At 39.4% G+C, this 25,549-nt stretch carries 20 protein-coding genes; 12 read left to right on the top strand and 8 right to left on the bottom strand.

Features of this window, described 5'->3' with window-relative positions:
- Positions 1-27: 27 nt before the first annotated feature.
- Together JGE69_RS04900 and lipA are read right to left on the bottom strand one after the other, a co-directional pair.
- On the bottom strand, positions 28-1,167 hold the full coding sequence (locus JGE69_RS04900) for a transcriptional regulator (RefSeq protein WP_199112500.1): 1,140 nt from the start codon (positions 1,165-1,167) through the stop codon (positions 28-30).
- A 156-nt stretch (positions 1,168-1,323) separates the two neighbouring features.
- Complete coding sequence (lipA, locus tag JGE69_RS04905; RefSeq protein ID WP_032034987.1) at positions 1,324-2,310, bottom strand: lipoyl synthase; 987 nt, start codon at positions 2,308-2,310, stop codon at positions 1,324-1,326.
- A gap of 362 nt (positions 2,311-2,672) precedes the next feature.
- Here lipA and JGE69_RS04910 point away from each other — a divergent pair, with 362 nt between their 5' ends.
- The 6 genes from JGE69_RS04910 to JGE69_RS04935 are packed head-to-tail and all read left to right on the top strand — an operon-like array spanning position 2,673 to position 9,519.
- Positions 2,673-3,635: a thiamine pyrophosphate-dependent dehydrogenase E1 component subunit alpha gene (locus JGE69_RS04910; RefSeq protein WP_039251282.1), complete on the top strand. Its 963-nt coding sequence runs from the start codon at positions 2,673-2,675 to the stop codon at positions 3,633-3,635.
- A gap of 13 nt (positions 3,636-3,648) precedes the next feature.
- A complete protein-coding gene (locus JGE69_RS04915; protein WP_001133053.1) occupies positions 3,649-4,668 on the top strand; it encodes an alpha-ketoacid dehydrogenase subunit beta in 1,020 nt (339 codons plus the stop codon).
- 1 nt (position 4,669) lies between these two features.
- A complete protein-coding gene (locus tag JGE69_RS04920; RefSeq protein WP_174724922.1) occupies positions 4,670-6,205 on the top strand; it encodes a 2-oxo acid dehydrogenase subunit E2 in 1,536 nt (511 codons plus the stop codon).
- Between the two features lie 10 nt (positions 6,206-6,215).
- Positions 6,216-7,619, top strand: a complete 1,404-nt coding sequence (gene lpdA / locus JGE69_RS04925) for a dihydrolipoyl dehydrogenase (RefSeq protein ID WP_174724924.1) — start codon at positions 6,216-6,218, stop codon at positions 7,617-7,619.
- A gap of 26 nt (positions 7,620-7,645) precedes the next feature.
- Complete coding sequence (locus JGE69_RS04930) at positions 7,646-8,431, top strand: acetoin reductase (protein WP_000238437.1); 786 nt, start codon at positions 7,646-7,648, stop codon at positions 8,429-8,431.
- A gap of 29 nt (positions 8,432-8,460) precedes the next feature.
- On the top strand, positions 8,461-9,519 hold the full coding sequence (locus JGE69_RS04935; protein ID WP_024439052.1) for a 2,3-butanediol dehydrogenase: 1,059 nt from the start codon (positions 8,461-8,463) through the stop codon (positions 9,517-9,519).
- Between the two features lie 48 nt (positions 9,520-9,567).
- Here JGE69_RS04935 and JGE69_RS04940 read toward each other — a convergent pair whose 3' ends face one another.
- Positions 9,568-10,479, bottom strand: coding sequence for a bestrophin family protein (locus JGE69_RS04940; RefSeq protein WP_002047179.1), 912 nt, complete (start codon positions 10,477-10,479; stop codon positions 9,568-9,570).
- A 69-nt stretch (positions 10,480-10,548) separates the two neighbouring features.
- The gene (locus JGE69_RS04945) at positions 10,549-11,820 is read right to left on the bottom strand and encodes a sigma-54 interaction domain-containing protein (protein ID WP_174724926.1); all 1,272 of its coding nucleotides are present in this window, start codon (positions 11,818-11,820) and stop codon (positions 10,549-10,551) included.
- A 191-nt stretch (positions 11,821-12,011) separates the two neighbouring features.
- Here JGE69_RS04945 and JGE69_RS04950 point away from each other — a divergent pair, with 191 nt between their 5' ends.
- From JGE69_RS04950 to JGE69_RS04965, 4 genes are all read left to right on the top strand, one after another.
- Positions 12,012-12,707, top strand: coding sequence for an MBL fold metallo-hydrolase (locus tag JGE69_RS04950; protein ID WP_174724962.1), 696 nt, complete (start codon positions 12,012-12,014; stop codon positions 12,705-12,707).
- Between the two features lie 9 nt (positions 12,708-12,716).
- Positions 12,717-14,372 (top strand): TIGR01244 family sulfur transferase, encoded by a 1,656-nt coding sequence (locus JGE69_RS04955; protein ID WP_174724964.1) that lies wholly within the window; start codon positions 12,717-12,719, stop codon positions 14,370-14,372.
- 253 nt (positions 14,373-14,625) lie between these two features.
- Positions 14,626-15,417: a sulfite exporter TauE/SafE family protein gene (locus tag JGE69_RS04960; RefSeq protein ID WP_174724967.1), complete on the top strand. Its 792-nt coding sequence runs from the start codon at positions 14,626-14,628 to the stop codon at positions 15,415-15,417.
- A gap of 109 nt (positions 15,418-15,526) precedes the next feature.
- Entirely contained in the window at positions 15,527-16,531 is a 1,005-nt protein-coding gene (locus tag JGE69_RS04965; RefSeq protein ID WP_199112501.1) for a homoserine dehydrogenase, read from the top strand.
- A gap of 32 nt (positions 16,532-16,563) precedes the next feature.
- Here JGE69_RS04965 and JGE69_RS04970 read toward each other — a convergent pair whose 3' ends face one another.
- Positions 16,564-17,481, bottom strand: a complete 918-nt coding sequence (locus JGE69_RS04970) for a DMT family transporter (RefSeq protein WP_174724976.1) — start codon at positions 17,479-17,481, stop codon at positions 16,564-16,566.
- Between the two features lie 166 nt (positions 17,482-17,647).
- Between JGE69_RS04970 and JGE69_RS04975 the strand changes: the two genes are divergently transcribed.
- Positions 17,648-18,502 (top strand): helix-turn-helix domain-containing protein, encoded by an 855-nt coding sequence (locus tag JGE69_RS04975; protein WP_069123254.1) that lies wholly within the window; start codon positions 17,648-17,650, stop codon positions 18,500-18,502.
- An 18-nt stretch (positions 18,503-18,520) separates the two neighbouring features.
- Here the strand turns inward: JGE69_RS04975 and chrA are convergent, their stop codons facing one another.
- Both chrA and JGE69_RS04985 read right to left on the bottom strand, forming a co-directional pair.
- Complete coding sequence (chrA, locus tag JGE69_RS04980; protein WP_199112502.1) at positions 18,521-19,867, bottom strand: chromate efflux transporter; 1,347 nt, start codon at positions 19,865-19,867, stop codon at positions 18,521-18,523.
- A 184-nt stretch (positions 19,868-20,051) separates the two neighbouring features.
- Positions 20,052-21,338, bottom strand: a complete 1,287-nt coding sequence (locus JGE69_RS04985) for an MFS transporter (protein WP_068565764.1) — start codon at positions 21,336-21,338, stop codon at positions 20,052-20,054.
- A 516-nt stretch (positions 21,339-21,854) separates the two neighbouring features.
- Here JGE69_RS04985 and JGE69_RS04990 point away from each other — a divergent pair.
- Positions 21,855-24,059: a TonB-dependent siderophore receptor gene (locus JGE69_RS04990; protein WP_199112503.1), complete on the top strand. Its 2,205-nt coding sequence runs from the start codon at positions 21,855-21,857 to the stop codon at positions 24,057-24,059.
- Positions 24,060-24,117: 58 nt separating this feature from the next.
- Here JGE69_RS04990 and JGE69_RS04995 read toward each other — a convergent pair whose 3' ends face one another.
- Positions 24,118-25,536 (bottom strand): aspartate ammonia-lyase, encoded by a 1,419-nt coding sequence (locus JGE69_RS04995; RefSeq protein ID WP_199112504.1) that lies wholly within the window; start codon positions 25,534-25,536, stop codon positions 24,118-24,120.
- Between the last annotated feature and the right edge of the window lie 13 nt (positions 25,537-25,549).

Here is a 25,549-nt window from a genome sequence, read left to right on the forward strand (position 1 = left end):
TATCGTATGGATATTCTCCCTTTTATTTTATTCGAGCAACTTTAAGAGTTTAGTTCGATAAGGTGTTTCTTCGGGTAATAATTCAAGTAAACGTTCAACAGCATCTACACGGTCTGGTACACGACTGACTACTCGCAATAATTGATCAATATCTTCAATTTGATAAATCACATGACTCAAACGAGCGTCAAAACAATCTCTCCATGCGCATAAAAAAGGACTTTCTGATTTAGCTAAGAAACTTCCTCTATAGAGTGTAAGCGTAGTTGATGTAAAACCTAGGTTTAAGGCTTGTTCGGCCATTAAAAAATCACATTGAATTTCGCAGTTAAGTCTATATGGTCGTGACTCGATGACATCGGGTATTAAGTTTCTGAGTTGAGAAAGTTCTGCTTTTAAAGTAGTGGTACTTACAGGCCGATCACCATATAAAGCATAGTGAAGTTCTTCAAGATTAATCCCTTCGGGACAAAGGGTTAGAATGCACAGAATCTCAATTTGACGTTGAGTCAATGTAAGGCTGTGTTGGTTATATTGAACTTTAGGAGTACCGAAGGCTTTAATATATAAGATATTTTTCTGATGAAGCTGAATTGCTTGTTTAACAATGTCAGCACAACGCTCTACTGCTAAAACTCCAAGTGAATTATGTTTTTGATATTTGGTCGATAAATTCATAATTCCATAAAACTGACCTGTATTTGTATCAGTTATTGGGGCAGCATAACAGACCCAGTCTCTGACACTATTCATTTGGTTTTCATGTGAGTAAACACAGCTTGCAGAATGTGTATTTAATGCTAGACCAATGGCGTTTTGACCTACTGCCTGAGTAGACCACTGACCACCTTCAACAAAGTGGACTTGCTCAGCCGATGAGCGCATAGGGTGACTACTCCATGTCCAAAGTAGAGTACCATGAGGATCAGTCACACCAATGGCCATATCGGCATCTTCGGCAATATGCATTAAGTTGCGATGGCACTCGTGAATCGAACGACCAAATAATGAGTGTTCCCATTCCTCACTCAGATCAAACAAAGGTGCTGCTTCAAGGTCAAGTGATGGTTTTTTTCCTAATTGTTTAGAATGAGATGAGGATTCCGGCCGAAATAAGGACGGACTAGTGTCTATTAAAGGCGATGATAATTGTTCTGACATATCCATATCGAAATTCCTTTATCATTGAAATGGCGTATCCGTAGCCGCTCAACAGTTATAACTTTCTTATTGTGACTATTTCCTAGTTATCTCCTTACCTTAAATAATTTTATAAGTCTTGACCATTATCCTATTGGATAAGTTTTGTTAATTGCCTAATCATTAAGATAAGACATCTTGTCGGCTGAAAGGCTTTGGCACTTCTTCTCCGAAATATTGTCGATCAGCAAAATAGCTAGAACGAACCATAGGTGCGCTCCAAATATTTTTAAAACCTAATCGCTTACCGTGTCGGGTATATCGTTCAAATTCCTGTAAATTTACAAACCGATGAATAGGCGCATGTGATTTTGAAGGCTGAAGATATTGACCAATCGTGACAAGATCGACTTGATAGTCTTTTAAATCGTTGAGTAGGGCAAGCACTTCGGCCTCAATTTCTCCTAATCCAACCATCAGGCCAGACTTGGTTTTGATATCGGGACAATATGCTTTAAAACGTTTAAGTAACTCTAGTGAATGTTGATAATCTGAACCGGGGCGCATCGCTTTATATAAACGAGGAACCGTCTCAATATTATGATTAAACACATCTGGAGGAGATAAGCTTAAAGTTGAAAGCGCTGTCTCTAAACGACCGCGAAAATCTGGTACTAAAATCTCAATCAATGTTTCTGGACAACGTTTCCTAATTTCTTCAATACACTTTACAAAATGTGCAGCGCCGCCATCATGTAGATCATCGCGGTCTACAGAGGTAATCACGACATACTTTAAGTTTAGATTTGCGACTGTTTCTGCAAGGTGCTTAGGTTCATCTTCATCTAGCGGTTTTGGGCGACCATGAGCGACATCACAAAATGGGCAACGACGAGTACAAATATCGCCCATAATCATAAATGTTGCCGTACCTCCACCAAAACATTCCGGTAAATTTGGACACGCCGCTTCTTCGCAAACACTGTGTAACTTCTGTTGGCGTAGCAAATTTTTTATGCGGTTAATTTCTTCAAAATCGGTTATTTTAGCTCTAATCCAGTCAGGTTTAGTCGGTAACTCTTCTGTAGGTAAAATTTTAATCGGAATGCGAGCAACTTTATCCGCTCCTCTTAATTTAATACCAGTTTCTATTTGCCTTTTTAAGTCCATATATAAAATTCCATTTTATATTAAATAATATTTAACTAGACTCTATATAATAAAAATCCTTATAATTTAAATAAAGGACATAGAGTTTATTAATGAGCGTAGTACACAGCTAATATTATAAATTAATAAAGGTTGGTTAAAGGTTTGTTTCACAAGCCAATGAAATGTATTAAAATTTTTTAATTTTATTTTTGCTGTGCAAGTTTTTGAAAAATAAAAAATAATAACCATAAAAATTATTTAAAACTTTTTAGTCTAATAGCATATTAAATTAAATTGAGCTTTATTATTTATAGCGGAATATATAACTCTCGCTGAAACTTGGTTGATTTTTAATAATCAAGATAATAAAGGAAAAGGATATGCAATTAACGGAAGAGCAATTACTCGCAGCATATAAACGCATGCGTGATATTCGTGAATTTGAGGATCGACTTCACGAAGAAAATACCAATGGTGATATACCTGGCTTTATTCACTTATACAGTGGTGAAGAAGCTGTAGCAGTCGGGATTTGCGAAAATTTAACCGACAAAGACTATATCACTTCAACACACCGTGGACATGGACACTGTATTGCAAAAGGCTGTGACATTCACGCCATGATGCTGGAAATTTTCGGTAAAGATGACGGGCTATGCCGTGGAAAAGGCGGTTCTATGCATATTGCCGATTTAGATAAAGGTATGCTCGGTGCCAACGGGATTGTGGGTGGTGGACCTCCTTTAGCCATTGGTGCGGCGTTGACAGCGAAAACCTTAAAGACTGGTGGTGTCGGACTGTCTTTTACAGGTGACGGTGGCTCAAACCAAGGCCTTACCTTTGAAGCGATGAATATGGCTGTTGTGCTTAAACTTCCAGTCATTTTCGTTTTCGAAAATAACGGTTTTGGTGAAGGTACTGGTCATGATTACGCTGTAGGAAGTAAGGACATTGCTGGCCGTGCAGCAGGTTTTGGTTTACCTGCAGTTAAAGTTGATGGTACAGACTTCTTTGCCGTTTATGAAGCCGCTCAAACTGCCATTGAACGTGCACGTCGTGGTGAAGGTCCAAGTGTGATTGAAACCATTACAAACCGTTTTTATGGCCACTTCGAAGGTGACCCTGGCTTAATTCGTTCTAAGGAAGAAGTCGAGTTTATTAAAGAAAACAAAGATCCTTTGAAAATTTTCCGCGAAAAAGTCAAAGGCAAAATTGATGAAGCCAAACTAGACGAGATTGATGCAGCTTCTAAGACAAATGTTGATGATGCCGTTGCTAAAGCTCGTGCTGCGGCTTATCCAAAACCAGAACAACTCCTTACTGACGTCTATGTCTCTTACTAAAGGAATAGTAAAGATGCCAAATAAAAGTTTTCGTAATGCAATTAAAGAAGCCATTGAATCAGAAATGCGCCGTGATCCAACCGTATTTGTTGTTGGTGAAGATGTTCGTGGTGGGCACGGCGGTAAAAACACTGAAGAAAACCAGTTAGAAGGTTTCGGTGGTGTATTGGGCGTAACCAAAGGTTTATGGACAGAGTTTGGTTCGGAACGTGTTATTGATACCCCAATTACTGAGTCTGCAATTATCGGTATGGCCGCTGGTGCTGCTGCAACAGGTTTACGTCCTGTTGCAGATCTAATGTTTATGGACTTCTATGGCGTGTGTCATGACATGCTCTATAACCAAGCCGCTAAATTCCGTTATATGTTTGGCGGAAAAGCAAAAGCGCCAATGGTTGTACGTGGCATGATTGGCGCAGGTTTTTCTGCGGCAGCCCAGCATTCTCAGTCACCATATAACGTATTTGCCGCGGTTCCGGGCTTAAAAGTTGTGGTTCCATCTAGCCCATATGATGTGAAAGGGCTACTAATTCAGGCTATTCGTGATGACGACCCAGTAGTGTTCTGTGAGCATAAAATGCTCTATGACATTAAAGGCGAAGTTCCAGATGATGCCTATACTATTCCTTTTGGTGTAGCAAATTACACCCGTGAAGGGACAGACGTGACCATTATTGCTTTAGGCTTGATGGTACATCGTGCTAATGAAGTGGCAGACAAATTGGCAAAAGATGGTATTTCGGTTGAAGTGGTAGACCCTCGTACAATTTCACCTCTGGATGAAGAAGGAATTTTAGAGTCTGTTGCGTCGACTGGGCGTGTGGTTATTGTCGATGAATCAGCTGCACGTTGTGGTTTTGGACATGATGTTGCTGCACTAATCGCCCAAAAAGGTTTCCACTATTTGAAAGCACCTGTTGAACTTGTAACGCCACCACATACGCCTGTTCCATTCTCTCCAGTTTTAGAAAAAGAATGGATTCCAAGTGTAGAGCGTATTGAGCAAGCTGTGCGAAAAACATTGGAGGCTTAGGATGAGCGAAATTAAAACGCTGGAGATCCCAAAATGGGGATTATCCATGGAAGAAGGCACGATCGCCCAATGGTTGATTAAAGAGGGTGATAGCTTTAATAAAGGCGATGAAATTTGTGAAATTGAAACCACAAAAATTGTTAATGTGTTAGAAGCGCCTTTTGCTGGAACGCTCCGTAAAATTTTAGCGAAAGATGGTGATACTTTACCTGTTGGTGGTCTTATTGCCGTATGTGCTGATAGTGAAGTTTCTGATGCAGAAATTGAAAGGTTTATCGCATCACTAGGTGGTTCAGCAGCTCAAGCACTTGAAGCACCTTCGGAGCAAAGTAAAGCGGAAACATCTGCACCTGTTGCTGAAAAAGCAGAACAACCACAGACTGTAGCAGTTAGTGCTTCAGCTCCTGTAAAGGTAGCGAAAGATGACTACGCTGTACCAGAGTCATTACAAGGCTATCAAACATCTGATGAGTTGTTTGCAACGCCGCATGCCTTGAAGCTTGCAGAAAAACACAATGTAAACTTGGCAAAAGTCACAGGTTCTGGTCGTGAAGGACGTATTAGTGTTCAAGACATCCAGAAGGCTGTACAGGTTGCTGGTGGTCAATGGCCTGATGTTAAGCAGCAAACTCAAGCTAAAGTGGTTAAATCTACGGCCGATGATAGCCAAGTTTTAGCAACGCCTGTAGCACGTCGTTTAGCAAAGCAGTGGGGCATTAACCTAAATGATTGCCGTGTTTCAGGTACTCGTGGCCGTGTCTGTAAAGAAGATGTTGAGGCAGTTTACTATCGTAATAACCCAACGCCATTAAATGAACAACCTCTGCAATGTGCAGCTCAACCACAATCAACCGTTACGACGGTGGCGATGAATGGGATGCGTAAAGCGATTGCTTCACGGTTACAGGCTGCAAAACGTAACGCACCGCATTTCCGCTTAGTGGTCGATCTCAACGTAGAAGCTTTGCAAAAACTACGTAAGCAGATTAATGAGACTGTTCCACAAGTGAAACTTTCTATTAATGACATGCTAATTAAGGCAGCGGCGGCGGCACTGATTAAAGTACCTGAAGTGAATGTTCAATTTGATGAGGCGACTCAATCAATTTTACAGTTCTCTCAAGCGGATATTTCGGTGGCCGTAGCGATTCCAAACGGTTTAATTACACCCATTGTAAAAGCAGCAAATCAGAAGTCTTTAGCACAAATTTCCGATGACATGCGTGATTTGGCAACGCGTGCTAAGACTGGCAAGTTACAACCTGATGAGTTTCAGGGGGGCAGCTTTAGCATTTCAAATTTAGGAATGTTAGGCATTAAACAGTTCGATGCCATTATTAACCCACCGCAAGGTGCAATTATGGCATTAGGTGCTTCGGAATCTCGCGCTGTTGTCGAAAATGGCAATGTAGTGGTTCGTGAGATTGTCACAGCGACGTTGTCATGCGATCACCGAGTCATTGATGGTGCAGTTGGGGCGAAATTCTTGGCCAGCTTTAAGCAGTTTGTTGAAAACCCTGCTTTAATTTTGGTGTAGGAGAACCCGCATGTCAGAAGCTCAATTTGATTTAATTGTGATTGGCGCGGGACCGGGTGGGTATGTGGCTGCAATTCGTGCAGCCCAGCTCGGGTTAAAAACCGCAATTGTAGAAGAGCGACATTTAGGCGGAATTTGTCTAAATTGGGGCTGTATTCCAACCAAAGCTTTGCTTGCAGGGGCAGAGCTCGCAACCCAGTTTAAACATGCTGGACAGTTTGGTTTTCAGGTATCCCAACTCGATTTTGATATTCAAAAGCTTGTGCAACATAGCCGACAAGTGTCAGCTCAATTAGTACAAGGCATCGATTACTTGTTGAAAAAGAATCAGGTGACGGTTTTTAATGGTCGCGCTCAACTTACAGCGAAAGAAAAAATTGAAGTGACCGATGCTCAAGGTAATAGTCAGAATTTGAGTGCACCACATATCATTTTGGCAACTGGAGCTAAAGCCCGACATGTTCCTCAACTTCCTGTCGATGGAACATATGTCTGGAGCTATAAAGAAGCGCTTGTTCCAGAGCAGTTACCGAAAAGTTTACTGGTTGTAGGTTCAGGTGCAATTGGTAGTGAGTTTGCTAGCCTTTATCAAGATTTGGGATGTCAGGTGACCCTTATTGATTTGGCTAAACAAATTTTACCTACTGAAGATGTGGAAGTTGCCCAATTTGTCAGAAAACAATTTGAACAAAAAGGTATGAAAGTCTTAACCGATGCTGTCGTTCAAAGTATTCAGATTGAAAATGAGCAAGTCCACTGTGTGGTTGAAACGGCAAATGATGTTCAAACGCTTGTTTTTGACCGCGTGCTTTCGGCAATTGGTGTACAGCCGAATACCACAGGGCTAGGACTAGAACGTTTAGGTGTAGAACTCAATCCACAAGGTTTTGTGGCAATTGATGACTATTGTAAAACCAACGTAGCAGGGCTTTATGCCATTGGTGATGTTGCTGGAGCGCCGTGTCTCGCTCATAAAGCAAGCCATGAAGCCATGATATGTGTCGAGAAAATCGCTGGTGTGGCAAACGTCCATTCACTCGACCGTAGCCAGATACCTGGTTGTATTTTTACACATCCACAAGTGGCGAGTATTGGTTTAACGGAAAATGCAGCAAAAGCTAAGAATCTACCTATACGTATTGGCAAGTTTTCTTTAACTGCAAATGGTAAAGCTTTAGCAATTGGAGATGCGTCAGGTTTCGTTAAAACGGTGGTACATGCAGAAACGGGTGAATTACTTGGTGCACATATGGTGGGTCATGAAGTGACCGAACATATCCAAGGATTTGCCATTGCGAAATATCTAGAAGCAACTGATGAAAGTTTAGCTCAAGTGATTTTCCCGCATCCAACATTATCAGAAGCCATGCATGAATCCATTTTGGCTTCAATGCAACGAGCGATTCATATGTAGAAATTCTACATTTACAGGAGTTGAACATGGTTAAGGGATTAAAAAATAAAGTCGCTTTAGTGACTGGGGCAGCCCAAGGCATTGGCCGTGGGATTGCCCTGCGCTTGGCGCAAGAAGGAGCACATATTGCATTAGTTGATATGAAACAAGATCGACTGAACGATGTGCAGCAGGAAATTCAGGCTTTAGGTGTAAATGCGAGTACATTTATTGCCGATGTAAGTGACCGCGAGCAAGTGTATGCTGCTATAAATCATGCTGAGCAGACACTTGGTGGGTTTGATGTCATGATTAATAACGCTGGAATTGCACAAGTTCAAGCGATTGCTGATATCACACCAGATGAATTCCAAAAAATTGTTGATATTAATATTGGTGGAGTGCTGTGGGGAATACAGGCTGCTGCCGCAAAATTTAAGCAGCGGCAACATAAAGGAAAAATCATTAATGCTTGCTCAATTGCAGGCCACGACGGGTTTGCTTTACTCGGTATTTACTCGGCAACCAAATTTGCGGTACGAGCACTTACCCAAGCTGCGGCAAAAGAATATGCCAGTCACGGTATTACGGTAAATGGATATTGCCCCGGAATTGTCGGAACTGATATGTGGGTTGAAATTGATAAACGTTTTGCTGAAATTACCGGTGCTGCAATTGGTGAAACTTATAAAAAGTATGTGGAAGGTATTGCTTTAGGTAGAGCCCAAACACCAGACGATGTAGCCGCATTAGTTGCTTTTCTGGCAAGTGAAGATTCGGACTATATTACGGGTCAATCCATTTTAACGGACGGCGGCATTGTCTATCGCTAAAACAACATCCTGATTTGAGAGAGATAATAATGAAAGCAGCACGTTTTTATGACAGAGGCGATATTCGTATTGAAGATATTCCTGAACCAGAAGTCACTCCCGGCACTGTAGGCATTAAGGTAGCCTGGTGTGGAATCTGTGGTACAGATTTGCACGAATTTATGGAAGGACCAATTTTTATTCCACCTTGTGGACATCCGCATCCTATTTCAGGTGAATCTGCGCCAATTACCATGGGACATGAATTTTCAGGTGTAGTCTATGCCGTAGGTGAAGGTGTTGATGATATTGAAATTGGCCAGCATGTAGTCGTAGAGCCTTATATTGTGGCGGATGATGTACCGACTGGACCGGGTGATAATTACCATCTTTCTAAAAATATGAACTTCATTGGTTTAGGCGGTCGTGGTGGTGGTTTATCGGAAAAAATTGCAGTTAAACGCCGTTGGGTGCATCCAATTTCCAATAAAATTCCGCTAGATCAGGCAGCCTTAATTGAACCGTTATCGGTGGGTCATCATGCTTTCGTACGTAGTGGTGCAAAGGCTGGTGATATTGCACTGGTTGGCGGTGCGGGGCCAATTGGTTTATTGCTTTCGGCAATTTTAAAAGCGAAAGGTCTTAAGGTCATCATTACAGAGCTAAGTGCCAAACGTAAAGAAAAAGCCAAAGAGTCGGCTGTTGCAGATTATATTTTAGACCCGTCAGAAGTTGATGTTGTTTCTGAGGTCATGAAAATTACTAATGGCGATGGTGTTGATGTTGCATTTGAATGTAGTAGCGTTAACAAGGTGTTAGATACTTTGGTTGCGGCAGTGAAACCAACAGGCGTTATAGTTATTGTTTCGATTTGGAGCCATCCAGCATCAATTAATGTGCATAGTGTAGTAATGAAAGAGCTTGATGTACGAGGCACAATTGCCTATGTAAATGACCATCAGGAGACTATTAAACTGGTTGAAGAAGGTAAAATAAATCTGGAACCTTTTATTACGCAGCGCATTCAACTTGATGATTTGATTTCACAAGGTTTTGAAACCTTAATTCATAACAATGAATCAGCCGTTAAGATTATCGTACATCCATAAATAGACACTTAAGCCTATAAAAAAAGAGCGATGATTCGCTCTTTTTTATTAAAGTAAATTGTTGTCTTGGGCTTCAATAATAGGGGGTAATGGCTGCCCTAAAGAGCTTAGAGACTCTCGTTCAATTAAACGCACAATAGAATCGAGCGGTAAATCATTTTCTTGCAAGCCAAAAGGTTCTTCAATTTGAGCACTTAAGGCATCTAGTCCTAAAAACATATAAGCGATTAAGCCGACAATAAGCGGTGTCCAAATGCCTAAAGCAGCTTCAAGGCTAAAAGGTAAGATGAAGCAGAAACAATAAACAGCACGGTGCAAAAGTACTGAATATGAGTAGGGTAAAGGTGTCCCAGCAATTCGGTCACAACCCGCTTGAATATTACCTAGCTCAATAATATGTCGATTTAGCGTGCTATAGATGATGTCACTAATTTCACCGTCTTTTAGAGCTTTGACTAAATCCTTTTGAATATTTTCGAGTACAAATTGAGGTGCATTAATATGCTCATTTAAATAATTAAGTGAAGAGTTATTTAAATAGGCATGTTCAAGAAATTTTGTGGGTTCAACTGTTTGTTGACGTAAACGATCACGCAATAAGTTACTAAAAATTAAGACCTGATGAATTAAATGTTCGCGTTTTTCATTAGATAAAACATGGCTATCTCTAACAATATGTCTGGCATTGGCAATTAAAGCACCCCAGAGCTTGCGGCCTTCCCACCAACGGTCATAACATGCGTTATTTCTAAAGCCTGTACAAATCGAAAGAATCACGCCAAAGATGGTAAATCCGATCGCGGGTACGGTAGGTATTTGAATCCAATGATAATAAGAGAGCCAGACCACACAGGCTGAAATAAGTACAACAAAACTCAGTGCAGGCAAAACCTTCGGCAAAATTGTTCCTTTCCAAGCAAATAAGAGTTTAAATACATTGCTTTTATCACGAACAATCATATAAAGCCTTTGAACTAACGAACCTAACCAAGTGCAATATGATACGCCTTAGATGAGCTAAATACCTAGCTAAAGCTTATGCTTTTGTCTGTATCGCCAAAGCGTGGTACGGCTAATTCCAAAAATATTCGCGACCATATTCAAATTATGGTTATATTTTTCTAAAGCAGCTTGTACATTTTCAGGGGTAAGCTCTGTATTTGACTCCGGTAATTTAACGTAATCTTCAGCATTTAAGAGTTCATTTGGTAAGTCTTCGACCTCAATTTCATCTTTACCATTTGCCATGGTTAAAGCATAAAGCAGGGTGTTTTTTAACTCACGAACATTTCCTGGCCAGTCATAATTTAAAAGAACTTGCATGGCTTTTTGATTGACGTGACGAGGCATTGTGTCGAGTTGGGTTGAGCTCTCTTTTAAAATTTGATCGACAATAAGAGGAATATCGACTTTTCTCTCTCTGAGTGGTGGTATGAAAATTGGAATTACGCGTAGACGGTAGAGTAGATCATGACGGAAACGCCCAGCCTTAGCCTCTTCGCGTAAAGCTTTATGTGTTGCTGTAATAATTCGGACATTGGCCTGAATTGGTTTTTCTCCGCCTACAGGAGTAAATTCACCTGTTTCTAACACCCGTAATAATTTAGCTTGAAGCTCTAAAGGAATCTCGGCAATTTCATCTAGAAACAGTGTTCCACCTGCGGCACGTTCAAACACGCCTTTATGGTCGCGAATTGCTCCTGTAAAAGCACCTTTCACATGCCCAAATAGTTCACTTTCTAGAATATTGGCATTGAGGGCTGCACAGTTAATCGCTACAAAAATCTTATTTTTGCGTTGGCTATAATCATGAATTGCTTGTGCCACCAGTTCTTTACCGCTACCAGATTCGCCGCGGACGAGCACTGGAAACTCAGTAATTGCCACTCGTTGAATAATTGAAAACATACGAGTCATTTCTGGTGAACAACTATTGAAAACTTTAGCCAAGTCTTGCAATTTTTCTGTTAGCTCTTCTTCATCAACAATATCATTCTCTATGCTAACGGGCTGTAGAATATGCAATTTCCCGATAATGCGATGCTCTGCGATGTAAATATCATGTTCTTGATAGATAAATCGCTTTCTCATTTTAGGAGTATTAATTTCGAGATATTGATTGTGATGGTCTTGAGTAAGCGCTGCTATGTTCTCTACAGAAATATCGTCTGTATTAAATTTATAGTGAATTGCTTGAGTCGTTGTGTCTGCTAAAAACAGACTCGCATTTGGGAATAGAGCTTTAAGTTGCTCAAATAAAATAAAAAAATCCTGTTCTGACTCAAAATTTAACTTTGCCATTTCATATGTTTCATAATCGTTTCATTGAAACATACTTGAGTTTCATAGGAACATCAAGCTGCGTTTGTTTTCTAACTTTAATTTTACTTGTTATTTTAAATATTTGATTTTTATATTTATTATTTAATTTTAAATAATTGGCATCTTATTTGCAAAATATAGGAAAGAAATAAATTATTGGGGCATAAATCATGTTCTTTAAGCAGTTTTTTGAAAAAGAAAGTTCGACTTATACATATATGCTTGGGTGTGAAGAAACACGCGAGGCTGTTTTAATTGATCCAGTTGCATCAGATATAGAGATTTATGCAAAAGAATTAGAGCAACATCAATTTACACTCATCTATACCTTAGATACTCATGTTCATGCAGACCATATTACCGCTGCAAATTTACTTCGTGAACGTTTTCATTGCAAATCGGTTTTACACCGAAACTCAGAAGTAAGTTGCGGAGATATTTTAATTACTGATGGTTGCATGCTTAAAGTTGGCAACCTCAGTATTGAAGCGCGTTACACACCAGGTCATACCAATGCTTGTACGAGTTACCTAGTTGGAAACATGATTTTCACTGGTGATGCATTATTAATTGACGGCTGCGGTCGAACTGACTTCCAGCAAGGTAATGCAGGTACACTTTATGACAGTATTCATAAGCAACTATTTAGCCTGCCTGACGAGACTATTGTATATCCAGGACACGATTATAAAGGTCGCTTGTCTTCAACGATTGGTTATGAAAGCTTAAATAACTCACGTCTAGGTCAGAATCGCTCGCGTGAAGATTTTATTGAATTAATGAATAACTTAAATCTGCCATATCCAAAACAAATCGATAAAGCACTTCCTGCTAATCAGGCTTGCGGCTCAATTTCACAATTATAAGGTGGCAATATGGAACTTAAACGAGTTAATCAAGATTTTTATGTTGCTGGCCAGATTACTGCCAACGATATTGTAAAAATTGCAGACCAAGGAATAAAAACTCTGATATGTAACCGTCCAGATGGAGAAGGTGCAGATCAACCCAATGTGATTGAAATTGAAGAAGCAGCTCAGCGACATGGCCTAAACGTAATCTACCAGCCCGTTATCAGTGGCAAAATTACCGATCAACAAGTTACCAAGTTTAAGCAGCTTTATCAGAATGCTCAGAAGCCCGTTTTAGCATATTGTCGCTCTGGTATGCGTGCAATCAGTTTGTGGGCTTTGGCTGAAGTTGCTCCACAAGATGCAGCACTGTTAGTTGAGTCGGGTAATAAGCTTGGGTTTAACTTAAAAGGCTTGGTGCCACGTATTTTAAAACGTGATCATGAACCAGCCACAATTCCTTGTTATAGCGTTGTGATTGTTGGCGCTGGGGCAGCAGGAATTTCTGTAGCGTCTAGTCTTTTATGTCGTGAACCTCATTTAGATATTGTCATTATTGATCCCGCAGATACACATTATTATCAACCGGGCTGGACCATGGTTGGTGGCGGTATTTTCAAACCACAAGTAACCGCACGCTCAATGACAAGTGTGATTCCTTCAAAAGTGAAATGGATGAAAGCAGCAGTTGCCGGATTCGATCCTGAGCATAATCAAGTTATTTTGGAAGGATGCCAACCCATTCAATATAAAGCTTTGGTCGTCTGTCCTGGTTTAAAACTCAATTGGCATGGCATTGAAGGCTTGGTTGAAACTTTAGGTAAAAATGGGGTGACGTCTAACTATCGATATGACTTAGCGCCCTATACATGGGAACTGGTGCAACAGCTAAACAGCGGAAAAGCAATCTTCACCCAACCGCCTATGCCGATTAAATGTGCCGGTGCTCCTCAAAAAGCGATGTACCTTTCAGCCGACTACTGGTTAAAGCAAGGCAAACTTAAAGATATCTCTATCCATTTTTATAACACTGGTGCTGTTTTATTTGGTGTGAAGGAATATGTACCTGCACTAATGCAATACGTTGAAAAATATGGCACTGAACTTCATTTTAACCATCAACTTGTCAAAGTAGACGGGCCTGCAAAGAAAGCATGGTTCAAAGTGGTGAATGATGAAAATGCAGCATTGGTCGAAACAGATTTCGATATGTTGCATGTTGTTCCACCGCAACAAGCGCCTGATTTTATTCGTGCAAGTGCTCTCACTGATGATGTAGGCTGGGTGAGTGTGAATCCTCAAACCCTACAACACACACAGCATGCCAATATTTTTGCTTTAGGTGATGTGATGAATGCGCCTAATGCCAAAACTGCTGCTGCGGCACGGGCACAAGCTCCTATCGTTGCTGTGAATGTTCTAGCACAACTGAACGGTGAGCAAAACTTTTGTGAATACAACGGCTATGGCTCATGTCCACTCACTGTAGAGCGTGGAAAAATCGTTCTAGCTGAGTTTGGTTACGGCGGTAAATTGCTTCCAAGTTTTCCAAAATGGGTGATTGATGGGCAAAAGCCATCTCGTTTGGCATGGTTGCTTAAAGAACAGATTTTACCGCCGATTTACTGGCAAGGCATGCTCAAGGGCCGCGAGTGGATGGTCAAACCTGAGCGAGGTTAAGCAAAGCAACGCTTTGTACGAGCGCAAGGCGAAAGCTGTGCTTGAGCGGAAGAGGTTAAGCAAAGCAACGCTTTGTCCTGAGAAGCGGTTGAAGCTTCGTAAGAAGACGAGAACTATGTTCGAGTTATAGAGGATAAACAAAGCAACGCTTTGTCCCGAGAAGCGAGTAAAGCTTCGCAAGAAGGCGAGAACTACTCACTCATTAACCAGCAGTCTACTGCAAATAATGTATATGCAATTTTAGGCTTTTGATATGTTATTACTTGTCGTTGAAGGCATTGTGATTGGCTTTTTACTTGGTCTTACAGGAGCAGGTGGCGGTATTCTTGCTGTACCTGCGCTCATGACCAGTCAAGGCTGGAGTGTGGCTCAAGCTGCGCCGATTGGGTTGTTGGCGGTTGCGCTATCTACTCTTATAGGAACCATTGAAGGCTTATTTAAAAAGATTGTGCGTTATCGCGCTGCAATCTGGATTGCCATAATTGGTGCTCCTATGGCACATATCGGCATTTTAATAGCTAACACGATTTCACCTATTTGGCTCATGTTAATGTTTAGCTTGGTCATGTTTACAGTGGGCTATCGACTTATTAGTAACCGAGTATCAGACTTTCATAACCCGCCGTGTCAGGTTAACCCAAGTACGGGACGCTTTATCTGGAATTTTAAAACGGGAAGCGTTCTTGCCAGCATCGGAATTATTGCTGGGCTTTTAACAGGCATGCTAGGGGTTGGTGGCGGCTTTGTAATTGTGCCAGCGCTTAGAAAAGTCACAAATTTGGATATGCATAGTATTGTTGCAACGTCACTTATGATTATTTTTCTCATTAGTGGAGTGAGTATTGTGATGCATATTGCAGAGGGTTTTCACTATCCAGTAGCAATCACTAGTGCGTTTGCGCTCGCATGTGCAGTTGGTATGTTATTAGGGCGCAGAGCTATTCGTTTTATTCCCTCTGCAATTGTGCAAAAAGTCTTTGCTTTAATGGTTTTTGCTGTCGCAATTTATATGGTCATTAAGATAGTTAATCTAACAAATATCTAAGTAATATAGTATCTTAACTATCTCTGTAGTTAGCAATTTTCCAAAGACGAGATGTTAAAATTCTCTTTGGAAATTTGATTTAAACCATATAAATTTTTGAGAAAGCGAAATGAAGCGAGTTAATGTGGCAATTTGTGGTTTTGGACGGATTGGGCAACAAATTGCAGAGCTTCTTTTAAATCGATCGGCATACTATCAACAAAAATATCAAATTGATGCTCGTTTAGTGGGCGTCTGCAACTCATCATCAGGTTTAATTGATCAAGAAGGTTTACAAGCTTCAAAGTGGCTAGATAAAACACAATATCAAGCAGGCCTAACAGAGCAAAAGTTTTTAGAACAGGTTCAAGCAGATGTCATTATCGAGACAGGCCCAAGTGACTATGTGACAGGTGGAAAGGGCCTATTTTATTTAAATTATGCTTTAACACATAGCATGAATGCGATAGCAGTATCTAAAGGTGCGTTAGTCGTAGAAGGCAAAAAATTAATTAACTTGGCACATCAACACAAGAAAAAATTATTTTTTAGCGGTGCAACGGCTGCGGCCTTACCGACAGTTGATTTGTTTGAATATAACTTGGCGGGCTGTCAAATTTTAGAAGTTGAAGGTGTTTTTACTGGTACCACAAATTTCATTTTGAATGATATGTTGCAACACGAATGTGCATTTGCAGAATCTCTTGGAAAAGCTCAAGCAAAAGGTATTGCGGAACCTGACAGTTCTTTCGATGTAGATGGATGGGATACCGCTGCAAAAATTACGATATTAGCCAATACTGTTTTAGGAGCTGATGTAAAAATTCAAGATATTCCAAGACAAGGAATCAGTCATGTTACGGCTGAACATATTCGTGATTGGAAAAAAGAGAATCTAATTCCTCGATTGGTGGGTTTTATTCATATTAAGAATCAGCAAATTCAAACAGGTGTTGAATTAAGATTAGTTCCAGCAAATCATGCGTTTGCTCATCTGCAAGGTTCAAATAAATGCATTCGTGTGTTAACGCAAGAAATGGGAGAATTTGTGGTAAGTGGAGGGGCATCTGCACCTTTAGCTACGGCAGCTGCAGCTTTAAAAGATTTTGAGTTGATGCTTAAAACGGGGTGCTAGAGATGAATTATTACTTATAAAAAAGCAGGCTTTTAGGCCTGCTTCTCACAATTTTTTTGACTATTAAATAACTTTTTTCCAATTTCTAACTTACTGAACATTAAGTAGTTACCGAGTAAGATGAGTAAAATTCCAAATACAGCGTTCAAAGTCCATACATATCCTTCAAAGAAAGTAGAAACTGTTAGAGCAACTAAAGGAAAGAGCAACGTGCTATAGGCTGCTTTGGCTGCACCAATTCGCCCAACCAAAGAAAAATAAGCTGAAAACCCAATAACCGTGCCAAATACAGCTAAGTATAGTACCGAGCTTAAAAATGGGAAATTCATCGGCGGCATTAAATCTTGTCCTGTAAATAAAGCCAGAATTAACATCACCAATGCGCCATAGCTCATGGCATAACAGTTTGTTGAAAAGATATTTAGGCCACGTTTTTGGTGTCTAACACTAATCATATTTCCTAAAGAAAAACCGTAAGTGCCTATTGCACATAGTCCGATACCCATTAATAACTGTGCATTAAACTGGCTATTAATCAGGTCATGCCAAAACAGTAAAACAATACCTATGAGTCCTAAAATTGCAGCTGGCGCAAAGTTTGGAGAAGGTTTCTGTTTAAAAAAGATAAGCGCATTAATGGCATTAAAGAAAACAGCCATCGAAAAAATGACAGACTCTAAACCGCTATTTACATATTTAACCGCAGTATAAAAACAAATAAAGTTTAGGCCGAAAACACAGAGTCCTTGCAGCATACAGAACAAATGATCTTTTAAAGCAATTCGCTGTAATTTTCCTGAAAATAGTAAAACAACCCACAGTAATAAGGCTGAAATAGCAAAACGCCATAAAATTGCGACAACGGGCGTTGCATAGTGGCTTTGAACGGCAATTCCAATCCATGTTGTTCCCCAAATCAACACCACCGCAACATAGAGTAAAATATTCATAACTTCATCCTCGATTATCAAGCTTAAGTATCTAGGAATGCTTCATTTTTCACGTATATATTCTTGTGTTGCACATGCAAGATCTTGCGTTTTTTATAGATCTAAACTAGCTGAATTTTGCTGAATATGGTTAACTTAAGCTCAATGATATTCGTTTTAATTTTGCATGGCCTATCAAACTTTAGAACAGCTACAGCAATCTAAAGCCAAGCTTCACGAAACTGTGGTGCTTGATGAGAATATGCAACTTGCATTTTGGTCTAATCAGCAAGATCGTGTAAGTGTCTGTAGCGATCACCACACTTTAAGTCTCTATATTCAAGATGGCTATGAAAGCTATCAAAAAACCCCTGCAGGCTGGAAAAACGGCGGTGGGCCGGGGCGTTTTTGCTTATTGCCTGAACATCAGGAGTCGACTTGGGATATACGTGGTGGGCTTAAATTCGTTCACTTATATTATACAGATCAACATTTGCGTGATGTTGCCGAAAAAATATGGGACAAAGAACCCAATCAAATTGAACTAAACGAAGTTGTGTTTAATGACGATGAACGGATTCGAGCGTTATATCAATTCTTCTTGCTAGATTGTGATTGGAAAGATTCTTCAAATCATTTGCAAATGAGTACAACAGCAAGTTTATTGTTGAATCACTTGATTCGAAGATATAGCAACGTGAAGTGGCAGCAACCCGTCATTAAAGGAGGCCTCGCGCCTCATAAACTCAAATATATTCAAGACTGGATTGAAGGGCATCTAGACCAAGCACTGACTTTGTCTGACTTAGCAAATGTTGTGAATTTAAGCGAATATCATTTTGCCCATATGTTTAAACAGTCCATGAATATGGCGCCTCACCAATATGTCATGCAAAGACGCTTAACTAAGGCAAAGGGGTTAATTCAGTCATCTCAGCTTTCTTTGCAAGATATTGCGCTAGTATGTGGGTTTAGCTCAGCAAGTCATTTAAGTCATCGCTTTAAACAATTTTATGGCATAAGTCCTTCGCAGTTACGTTGAAAGACTCATGACTAATTTTTATAAAAGATAAACCCCTAAACCAACCAGCGCTGATGCAAATATCACATATAACACGTTCACGTTAAATCGGAATAAAGCAATAAATGCAGCAACAGTAATGAGGGCTGCAATAACATCAAAATGCCCTGAAAAGCCTTGTGGCCATAACACGTGACAACTAAAAAATAGTGCGAGATTTAAAATTACACCGACCACAGCCGCGGTAATTGCAGTGAGTGGCGCAGTAAATTTAATTTCATTATGTGTAGATTCAATAATGGGCGCACCCGCAAAAATAAATACAAATGAAAAGAGAAAGGTAAACCAAGTCACAATGACTGCACCCAGTGCTCCAGCAAAAAATAGATGCTCAGAGCCAAGTAATGAATGATTGACGCCTCCTAAAAAGCCAACAAATGCCACTACCATAATCAGTGGACCCGGTGTAGTTTCACCTAAAGCTAAACCATCAATCATTTGTGTAGGTGAAAGCCAGCCAAAATGATTGACTGCTCCTTGATAGACATAAGGTAAAACTGCGTAAGCGCCCCCAAAAGTGAGCAAAGCAGCTTTGGTAAAGAACCACGCCATTTGAGTATAAGAATGATGCCATCCAAAATATGCGCCTAAAGCTAAAATTGGCAATAGCCATAAAGCGATTGCTATAAAAATAAGTTTAGCTAACCGCAACCAATGGAATTTAGCGTGCTCTGGTGTTGGAGTCTCATCATCAATAAATGCCGGACCATAATCTTTCTGACTGGCTTTATGTCCAGCCGCGGAGGAAAATAGTTCTGGGTACTTTTTACTCGCTAAATAGCCAGCAATACCAGCGGATAAAACGATAAGCGGGAAAGGAAGCTTTAAGACAAAAATGGCAAAGAACGCTGCAATCGCGACGGCCCATAAAAACTTATTTTTAAGCGAACGACTACCTATACGGTAAGTTGCATGGAAAACAATTGCAGTAACGGCAGGCTTAATTCCATAGAAAATACCTGCAATAACGGGAACATCTCCAAATTTTATATAAACCCAAGACAGCCCAATTAAAATAAATAAGGAGGGTAATACAAATAGAATACCTGCAACTAATCCTCCAGCAGTTCTATGCATAAGCCAACCAATATAGGTTGCTAATTGCTGTACTTCAGGACCGGGTAACAACATGCAGTAGTTCAGAGCATGTAAAAATCTTTTTTCGGATATCCAGCGCTTTTGCTCAACGAGTTCCTGATGCATCACAGCGATTTGTCCAGCTGGCCCCCCAAAGCTAATAAAGCCGAGCTTAAGCCAAAATAAAAAGGCTTGCCAGAAGGTGACTTGAATAATACTTTCAGGTAAAGGGGATTTTTCGTTTTCCATTTTTTTATCCCATCAAAAAATTGATTCATACGGATCAAGAACATCAAAAACTAGTAACTTTTAGTTAATTGAATAAGTTAGATGTGCTAGGCAGCTATAGCATACAGAACAAAAATGACTTTCTTATTATTTTAAAAAGATATTCTTCTAAAAAATCTCTAGAAGAATATCTATCTTTTACTTTTTAATGATCATGTTCTAAATAATCTGGTTTTTTCGGAAGCGCAAGGCTACATAAGAAACAGATAATCAGCATGACAATGACATATATAAAGAAGGTATTTTCAATTCCGGCAGCTTTAAACTGCAAGGCAACCGAAGGCGCAGAACCACCAAATAGCGCATTACCTACTGCATATGAAAAACCTACGCCTAAAGCTCGTACATGAGGTGGGAACATTTCAGCTTTTACCAAGCCACTGATAGATGTATAGAAACTAAGTAACATCATCATAAAAATAAGTAGCAAGGTAATAATGATCGGCGAATCAATATAGGCACGCATCCCGATCACCATGACTGGGTAAATAAAAATCGCAGACAATAAGCTAAATGCCAGCATTGAAGAGCGTCGCCCAATACGGTCGGAAATTGCACCAAATACAGGTTGAGCACACATATAGACAAATAGGGCGAAGGTCATGATATAACCAACGGTTTTTCCATCCATCCCTAAATTGGTTAAATAGGTTTTTGAATAAACAGTCTCTACATAGAACGTTAATGAACCAGCAGAAGTATATCCAACCACCAATAAGAAGGTTTTCCAGTGCTTTTTAAAGAGTTCTCTTAAGCTACCAGATTCTTTTCGTTCGCTGTCTTGATGAGAAAGCGTTTCTTCTAAACGACTACGTGCAAGCAAAGAAAAAATTGCTGCAATACCACCAATAACAAACGGAATACGCCATCCACCATCATGTAATTGTTGTTCATTTAAGAACGTTAATAAAATTACACCAAGCAAGCTGGCAAGTAATTGACCACCAGAGAGAGTGACATATTGGAAAGACGAGTAAAAACCACGTTGACCTTTTAAGCCTAATTCACTCATATATGTTGCTACTGCACCATATTCACCACCAACCGATAAGCCTTGAAGTAAGCGCACTACCAGTAAAAGAAAAGGGGCAAATAAGCCAACTTGGTCATAAGTAGGTAGGGCTGCAAAGAGAAAAGAACTCAAAGCCATCAGACAAATTGAGATGACCATCGATTTTTTACGACCATGTCGGTCTGCAATTCGCCCAAATACCCAACTACCAATAGGACGCATAAAAAAGCTTGCAGCGAATACGCCCCAAACATAGATAGATTTAGTCGTACTATCCATATCAGGTGCTGTTAGCGCTTGAGTAAAGTAGGCAGCAAATACTGCATAGATATAAAAGTCGAACCATTCAACTAAATTACCAGAGGCTGCGCCTACAATCCCACGTATTCTGCTACGTTTTTCTTCCTGAGTGTATGTCATATTTCTTCCATCATTTAGCAGACAAAAATGAGGAATTTTTAGATATGCTCGATAGAAAATAGAATGAAACTTTAAATATCACTCAATCCTGAGCACTTCCTTAAACTCCTAACCATTCATTTTTTCTAATTTTAAAATTCGTTTCTAGTAAGATTACGTCCTTTTGTTCGATTTAAAAATATTTTTACCAATGATCGAACACTTCCTTTCATTTAACTTAATAATTAATTGTATTTAAAATCAGTGAGCTAATTTACAACGGTACTTTTCTATTTTATTTCTCCTTTTAAGTTTCATTTCGAGCTTAAGTTTATTTTGAATATTTGGTAATACTTAAAAAGTTATAGCGTCAATTCCTAATAAAATAAATGAAATTTATATAATGATAAGTTCACAAAATTTGTATCAAATACACTTAATCGAAAAAGTACAGAATATGTTGTTTCTCAATATATGTAGCTGTATTCTTGCGTGGCTAAAAATAGACTCCGCACTCATTTCTAGCGCTTTAGAATTATGCACGGTATGGCAGGTAGTTATTCAATGGAAAGACGTTCGTTAAATCTTCACTTCATGACATGCTCTAAAACAGCATTGGCTTCATCTATTGCACTCATAACATCTGTCGTCTATGCAAATGAAGCGGAGGTTTCGCAGCTCCCAACTATTACTGTGAATGCTACACAAAATAATGATGCACTATATACGTCTAAAAAAGTTAATTTATCTGGTTTTCAAACTAGTGATGTAAAGAAAGTTCCTGCATCTATTACAACCATTACCTCTGAGCGTATAGCAGACCAACACGCAAAAACTTTAACTGATGTTATTAAAAATGATTCCTCTTTAGGGGATGGCTATGCTGCAATTGGCTACTATCCAAATTTTGTAGCACGTGGTTTTGCGCTTGATTTAGGCTCAAGTTATCTCATTAATGGCCATACTATACGTGGCGAACAAAACGTGGCTTTAGAAAATAAAGAACAAGTTGAAATCTTAAAAGGTATTTCTGCAATTCAATCTGGAATGTCGACGCCGGGTGGTGTGGTTAACTATGTAACCAAAAGACCTGCCGATGTTAAAAACATTACTGTAGATGTAAATTCAGAAGGTGGCTATACACTGGCAACAGATGTTGGCGGCTTTGTTAATAATAGTTTTGGTTATCGAATCAATTTAGCCCATGAAAGCATCCATCCAAATGTTGATCACGCAAATGGTAAGCGTGAGTTTGGTTCAGTTGCTTTAGACTGGAAAATTAATGAGCGTTCTAAATTATTGTTTGATATTGAAGCTCAGCATCAAAGCCAACGCTCCGTACCGGGTTATCAACTGCTTGATGGGCAAGAAGTACCAACAAATGTAGATCAAGACCGTTTATTGGGTTACCAGTCTTGGAGTAAACCTGTTGTAAATAACAGTGTAAATGCAAGTTTAAAATATCAATATGCATTTAATGATCAATGGAATGCTAGCTTAAGTGCATCGCAAAGCCGTGTTGTGATTGATGATAATAGTGCTTTCCCATGGGGATGTTATAACGATATTTGTGAATATTCTGGTTTGGGCAATACTTTTGATAAACACGGAAATTATGACATTTATGACTTCCGCAGCCCAGATGATACACGTATTACTAACCAGTTCGCTGCTGGGTTAAATGGTCAATTCAACACTGCTAATATCCAGCATCAAATCGCTTTCGAATTACAACGTACATATAAAACCTTAAAGCACCATACACCACTGAATGTAGCGGTAGGAACAGGCAATATCTATGAAGATACGATTGACTATAGTCCGTCATCGGAAAGCTTAGGTGATCGTTATAAAGCCTTAGAAAGTGATCAGACTGCATTTACTATATCTGACCGAGTTCAATTTAACGATCAGTGGTCAACTTTATTGGGTGGGAAGCTTATTCATCTTGATGAGCAAGCCTATACGTCAGATGGACAGCAAAGCCGAGACACCGATTTAAATAAGTTCTTACCGCAATTAGCGCTTATGTATAGCCCAACTGCTAAGACTAATCTTTATGCTTCATATGCCAAAGGATTATCGGATGGTGGTGAAGCACCGTGGTTCGCTAATAATGCTCTAGAAGTTCTATCTCCTAAAAACTCTGAACAATATGAAGTTGGTGTTAAGCAACAAATTCGGAACTTCTTAGTAACAGCAGCTATTTTTGACTTAAAACAAGACAATCAATATAGCAAAGTGAATGCAGAAGGAACTTTCGATTTTATTGAACAAGGCGAACAACACAACCAAGGTGTTGAGTTAGGTTTAACGGGCGCTTTAACTGATAAACTCGATGTAATTTCAGGTATTACCTATACCAAATCTCGTCTTGTTAATATTGATACTGACAGCTACAAAGGTCATCAAACTCAAAATGTACCGAAAGTACGCGCAACTGCACAGTTATCTTATAAAGTTCCGTCAGTTGAAGGGTTAAGATTACTTAGTGGTATGCAATACAGTAGCAGTAAATATGCAAACAAAGAGGGAACTGCAAAAGTAGGAGGCTATAGCGTCTTTAATATTGGTGCTGCCTATAAAACAAATTTTGCTGGGCATGACACAACTTTTAGATTTAATATTGATAACTTATTTAATAAGAAATATTGGCGTGATGTAGGTGCATTTATGGGTGATGACTATCTATTCTTAGGTAACCCACGTACAGCTCAGTTCTCTACAACTTTTAGTTTTTAAAAGTTATAGAACAAATAAAAAAAGGAGCTTATAAAAGCTCCTTTTTTTATTTCAGGAATTAAGCCGACATTTTTGGTTTAACCATATTATTAATCGACAAGATATCATCAAGCACTTGTGCCGATAATAAACCTTCATTTTGAACTAAAGCCAATACGCTTTGTCCAGTTTCGTTTGCAGTTTTAGCAATACGAGTTGTAGTTTCATAACCTAGATATGGGTTAAGTGCAGTCACGATACCAATTGAGTTTTCAACCAAAACTTTACAATGCTCAGGGTTCGCAGTAATTGTATCAATACACTTAATTTGGAACATTGCCATTGCCTTACCAAGCAAATCCATAGATTCAAACAGTTTGAATGCAATAAGTGGTTCCATTGCATTTAACTGTAATTGACCCGCTTCAGCAGCTAAAGTTACAGCCAAGTCATTTGCAATGATCTGGAAACAAGCAAGGTTCATCGCTTCAGGAATAACTGGGTTTACTTTACCCGGCATGATCGAGCTACCTGGTTGGCGAGCTTCTAAATTAATTTCATTAATACCAGTACGTGGACCACTTGAAAGTAAACGTAAGTCATTGGCAATTTTTGAAAGTTTAGTTGCGGTACGCTTTAATAAACCAGATAAAAGAACAAAGTCACCCATATCTGAAGTTGCTTCGATTAGATCAGGAGCAGACTTAATTTTCTTACCAGAAATTTTTGCAAGTGCTTGAATCGCAAGTTCACGGTAACTATATTCAGTAGTAATTCCCGTACCAATCGCCGTACCACCAAGGTTCATATACGCTAAAACATTTGGAATAAGCGTATTAATTTGCTCAAGATCTTTTTGTAAAGTTACTGCAAAAGCACCAAACTCTTGACCTAATGTCATTGGCACAGCGTCTTGTAACTGTGTACGGCCCATTTTTAGGATATGAGCAAATTCTTGAGATTTATTGCGGAAACTTAAGATTAAATTGTTAAAAGGAAGATTTAGTTCATCTAAGCTTAATAACAAACCTAAGCGAATCGCAGTAGGGTACACGTCATTTGTTGACTGTGACATGTTAATGTCGTTATTAGGATGCAAATATTGATATTGGCCTTTTGCATGTCCCATATATTCTAAAGCGACATTTGCTAATACTTCATTTGCATTCATATTGGTTGAAGTACCAGCACCACCTTGCATCATATCAATCGGGAACTGGTCGTGAAAATTACCACGAATAAGTTGATTACAGCTGTATTCAATCGCTTCAAATTTAGTCTGATCTAAGCTTTTAAGATTATAGTTCGCTTCAGCACAAGCAAGCTTTACCATTGCTAAAGCTTTAATAAGGTGAGGGAAATTTCCGACCTTGCTTTGAGTTAAATTAAAGTTTTCTAGAGCACGTAATGTTTGAACTCCGTAGTAGTCGTTATTATTGATCTCTCTATAACCAATAAGATCCTTCTCAATACGGGTGGTAATTTCAGCGTTCATCATTAAACTTCGAATT

The sequence above is a fragment of the Acinetobacter sp. C13 genome (genome assembly GCF_016809775.1).
GTDB classification, from domain to species: domain Bacteria; phylum Pseudomonadota; class Gammaproteobacteria; order Pseudomonadales; family Moraxellaceae; genus Acinetobacter; species Acinetobacter pittii.

What these genes read in the sequence shown, in the direction of transcription:
- JGE69_RS04915 (WP_001133053.1), top strand. Translation starts at nt 3,649, where the DNA reads ATGCCAAATAAAAGTTTTCGTAATGCAATTAAAGAAGCCATTGAATCA.
- JGE69_RS04930 (WP_000238437.1), top strand. Translation starts at nt 7,646, where the DNA reads ATGGTTAAGGGATTAAAAAATAAAGTCGCTTTAGTGACTGGGGCAGCC.
- JGE69_RS04950 (WP_174724962.1), top strand. Translation starts at nt 12,012, where the DNA reads ATGTTCTTTAAGCAGTTTTTTGAAAAAGAAAGTTCGACTTATACATAT.
- lpdA (WP_174724924.1), top strand. Translation starts at nt 6,216, where the DNA reads ATGTCAGAAGCTCAATTTGATTTAATTGTGATTGGCGCGGGACCGGGT.
- JGE69_RS04900 (WP_199112500.1), bottom strand. Translation starts at nt 1,167, where the DNA reads ATGGATATGTCAGAACAATTATCATCGCCTTTAATAGACACTAGTCCG.
- JGE69_RS04970 (WP_174724976.1), bottom strand. Translation starts at nt 17,481, where the DNA reads ATGAATATTTTACTCTATGTTGCGGTGGTGTTGATTTGGGGAACAACA.
- JGE69_RS04990 (WP_199112503.1), top strand. Translation starts at nt 21,855, where the DNA reads ATGCACGGTATGGCAGGTAGTTATTCAATGGAAAGACGTTCGTTAAAT.
- JGE69_RS04945 (WP_174724926.1), bottom strand. Translation starts at nt 11,820, where the DNA reads ATGGCAAAGTTAAATTTTGAGTCAGAACAGGATTTTTTTATTTTATTT.
- JGE69_RS04995 (WP_199112504.1), bottom strand. Translation starts at nt 25,536, where the DNA reads ATGATGAACGCTGAAATTACCACCCGTATTGAGAAGGATCTTATTGGT.
- lipA (WP_032034987.1), bottom strand. Translation starts at nt 2,310, where the DNA reads ATGGACTTAAAAAGGCAAATAGAAACTGGTATTAAATTAAGAGGAGCG.
- JGE69_RS04940 (WP_002047179.1), bottom strand. Translation starts at nt 10,479, where the DNA reads ATGATTGTTCGTGATAAAAGCAATGTATTTAAACTCTTATTTGCTTGG.
- JGE69_RS04920 (WP_174724922.1), top strand. Translation starts at nt 4,670, where the DNA reads ATGAGCGAAATTAAAACGCTGGAGATCCCAAAATGGGGATTATCCATG.
- JGE69_RS04960 (WP_174724967.1), top strand. Translation starts at nt 14,626, where the DNA reads ATGTTATTACTTGTCGTTGAAGGCATTGTGATTGGCTTTTTACTTGGT.
- JGE69_RS04965 (WP_199112501.1), top strand. Translation starts at nt 15,527, where the DNA reads ATGAAGCGAGTTAATGTGGCAATTTGTGGTTTTGGACGGATTGGGCAA.
- JGE69_RS04910 (WP_039251282.1), top strand. Translation starts at nt 2,673, where the DNA reads ATGCAATTAACGGAAGAGCAATTACTCGCAGCATATAAACGCATGCGT.
- JGE69_RS04985 (WP_068565764.1), bottom strand. Translation starts at nt 21,338, where the DNA reads ATGACATACACTCAGGAAGAAAAACGTAGCAGAATACGTGGGATTGTA.
- JGE69_RS04955 (WP_174724964.1), top strand. Translation starts at nt 12,717, where the DNA reads ATGGAACTTAAACGAGTTAATCAAGATTTTTATGTTGCTGGCCAGATT.
- chrA (WP_199112502.1), bottom strand. Translation starts at nt 19,867, where the DNA reads ATGGAAAACGAAAAATCCCCTTTACCTGAAAGTATTATTCAAGTCACC.
- JGE69_RS04935 (WP_024439052.1), top strand. Translation starts at nt 8,461, where the DNA reads ATGAAAGCAGCACGTTTTTATGACAGAGGCGATATTCGTATTGAAGAT.
- JGE69_RS04975 (WP_069123254.1), top strand. Translation starts at nt 17,648, where the DNA reads ATGGCCTATCAAACTTTAGAACAGCTACAGCAATCTAAAGCCAAGCTT.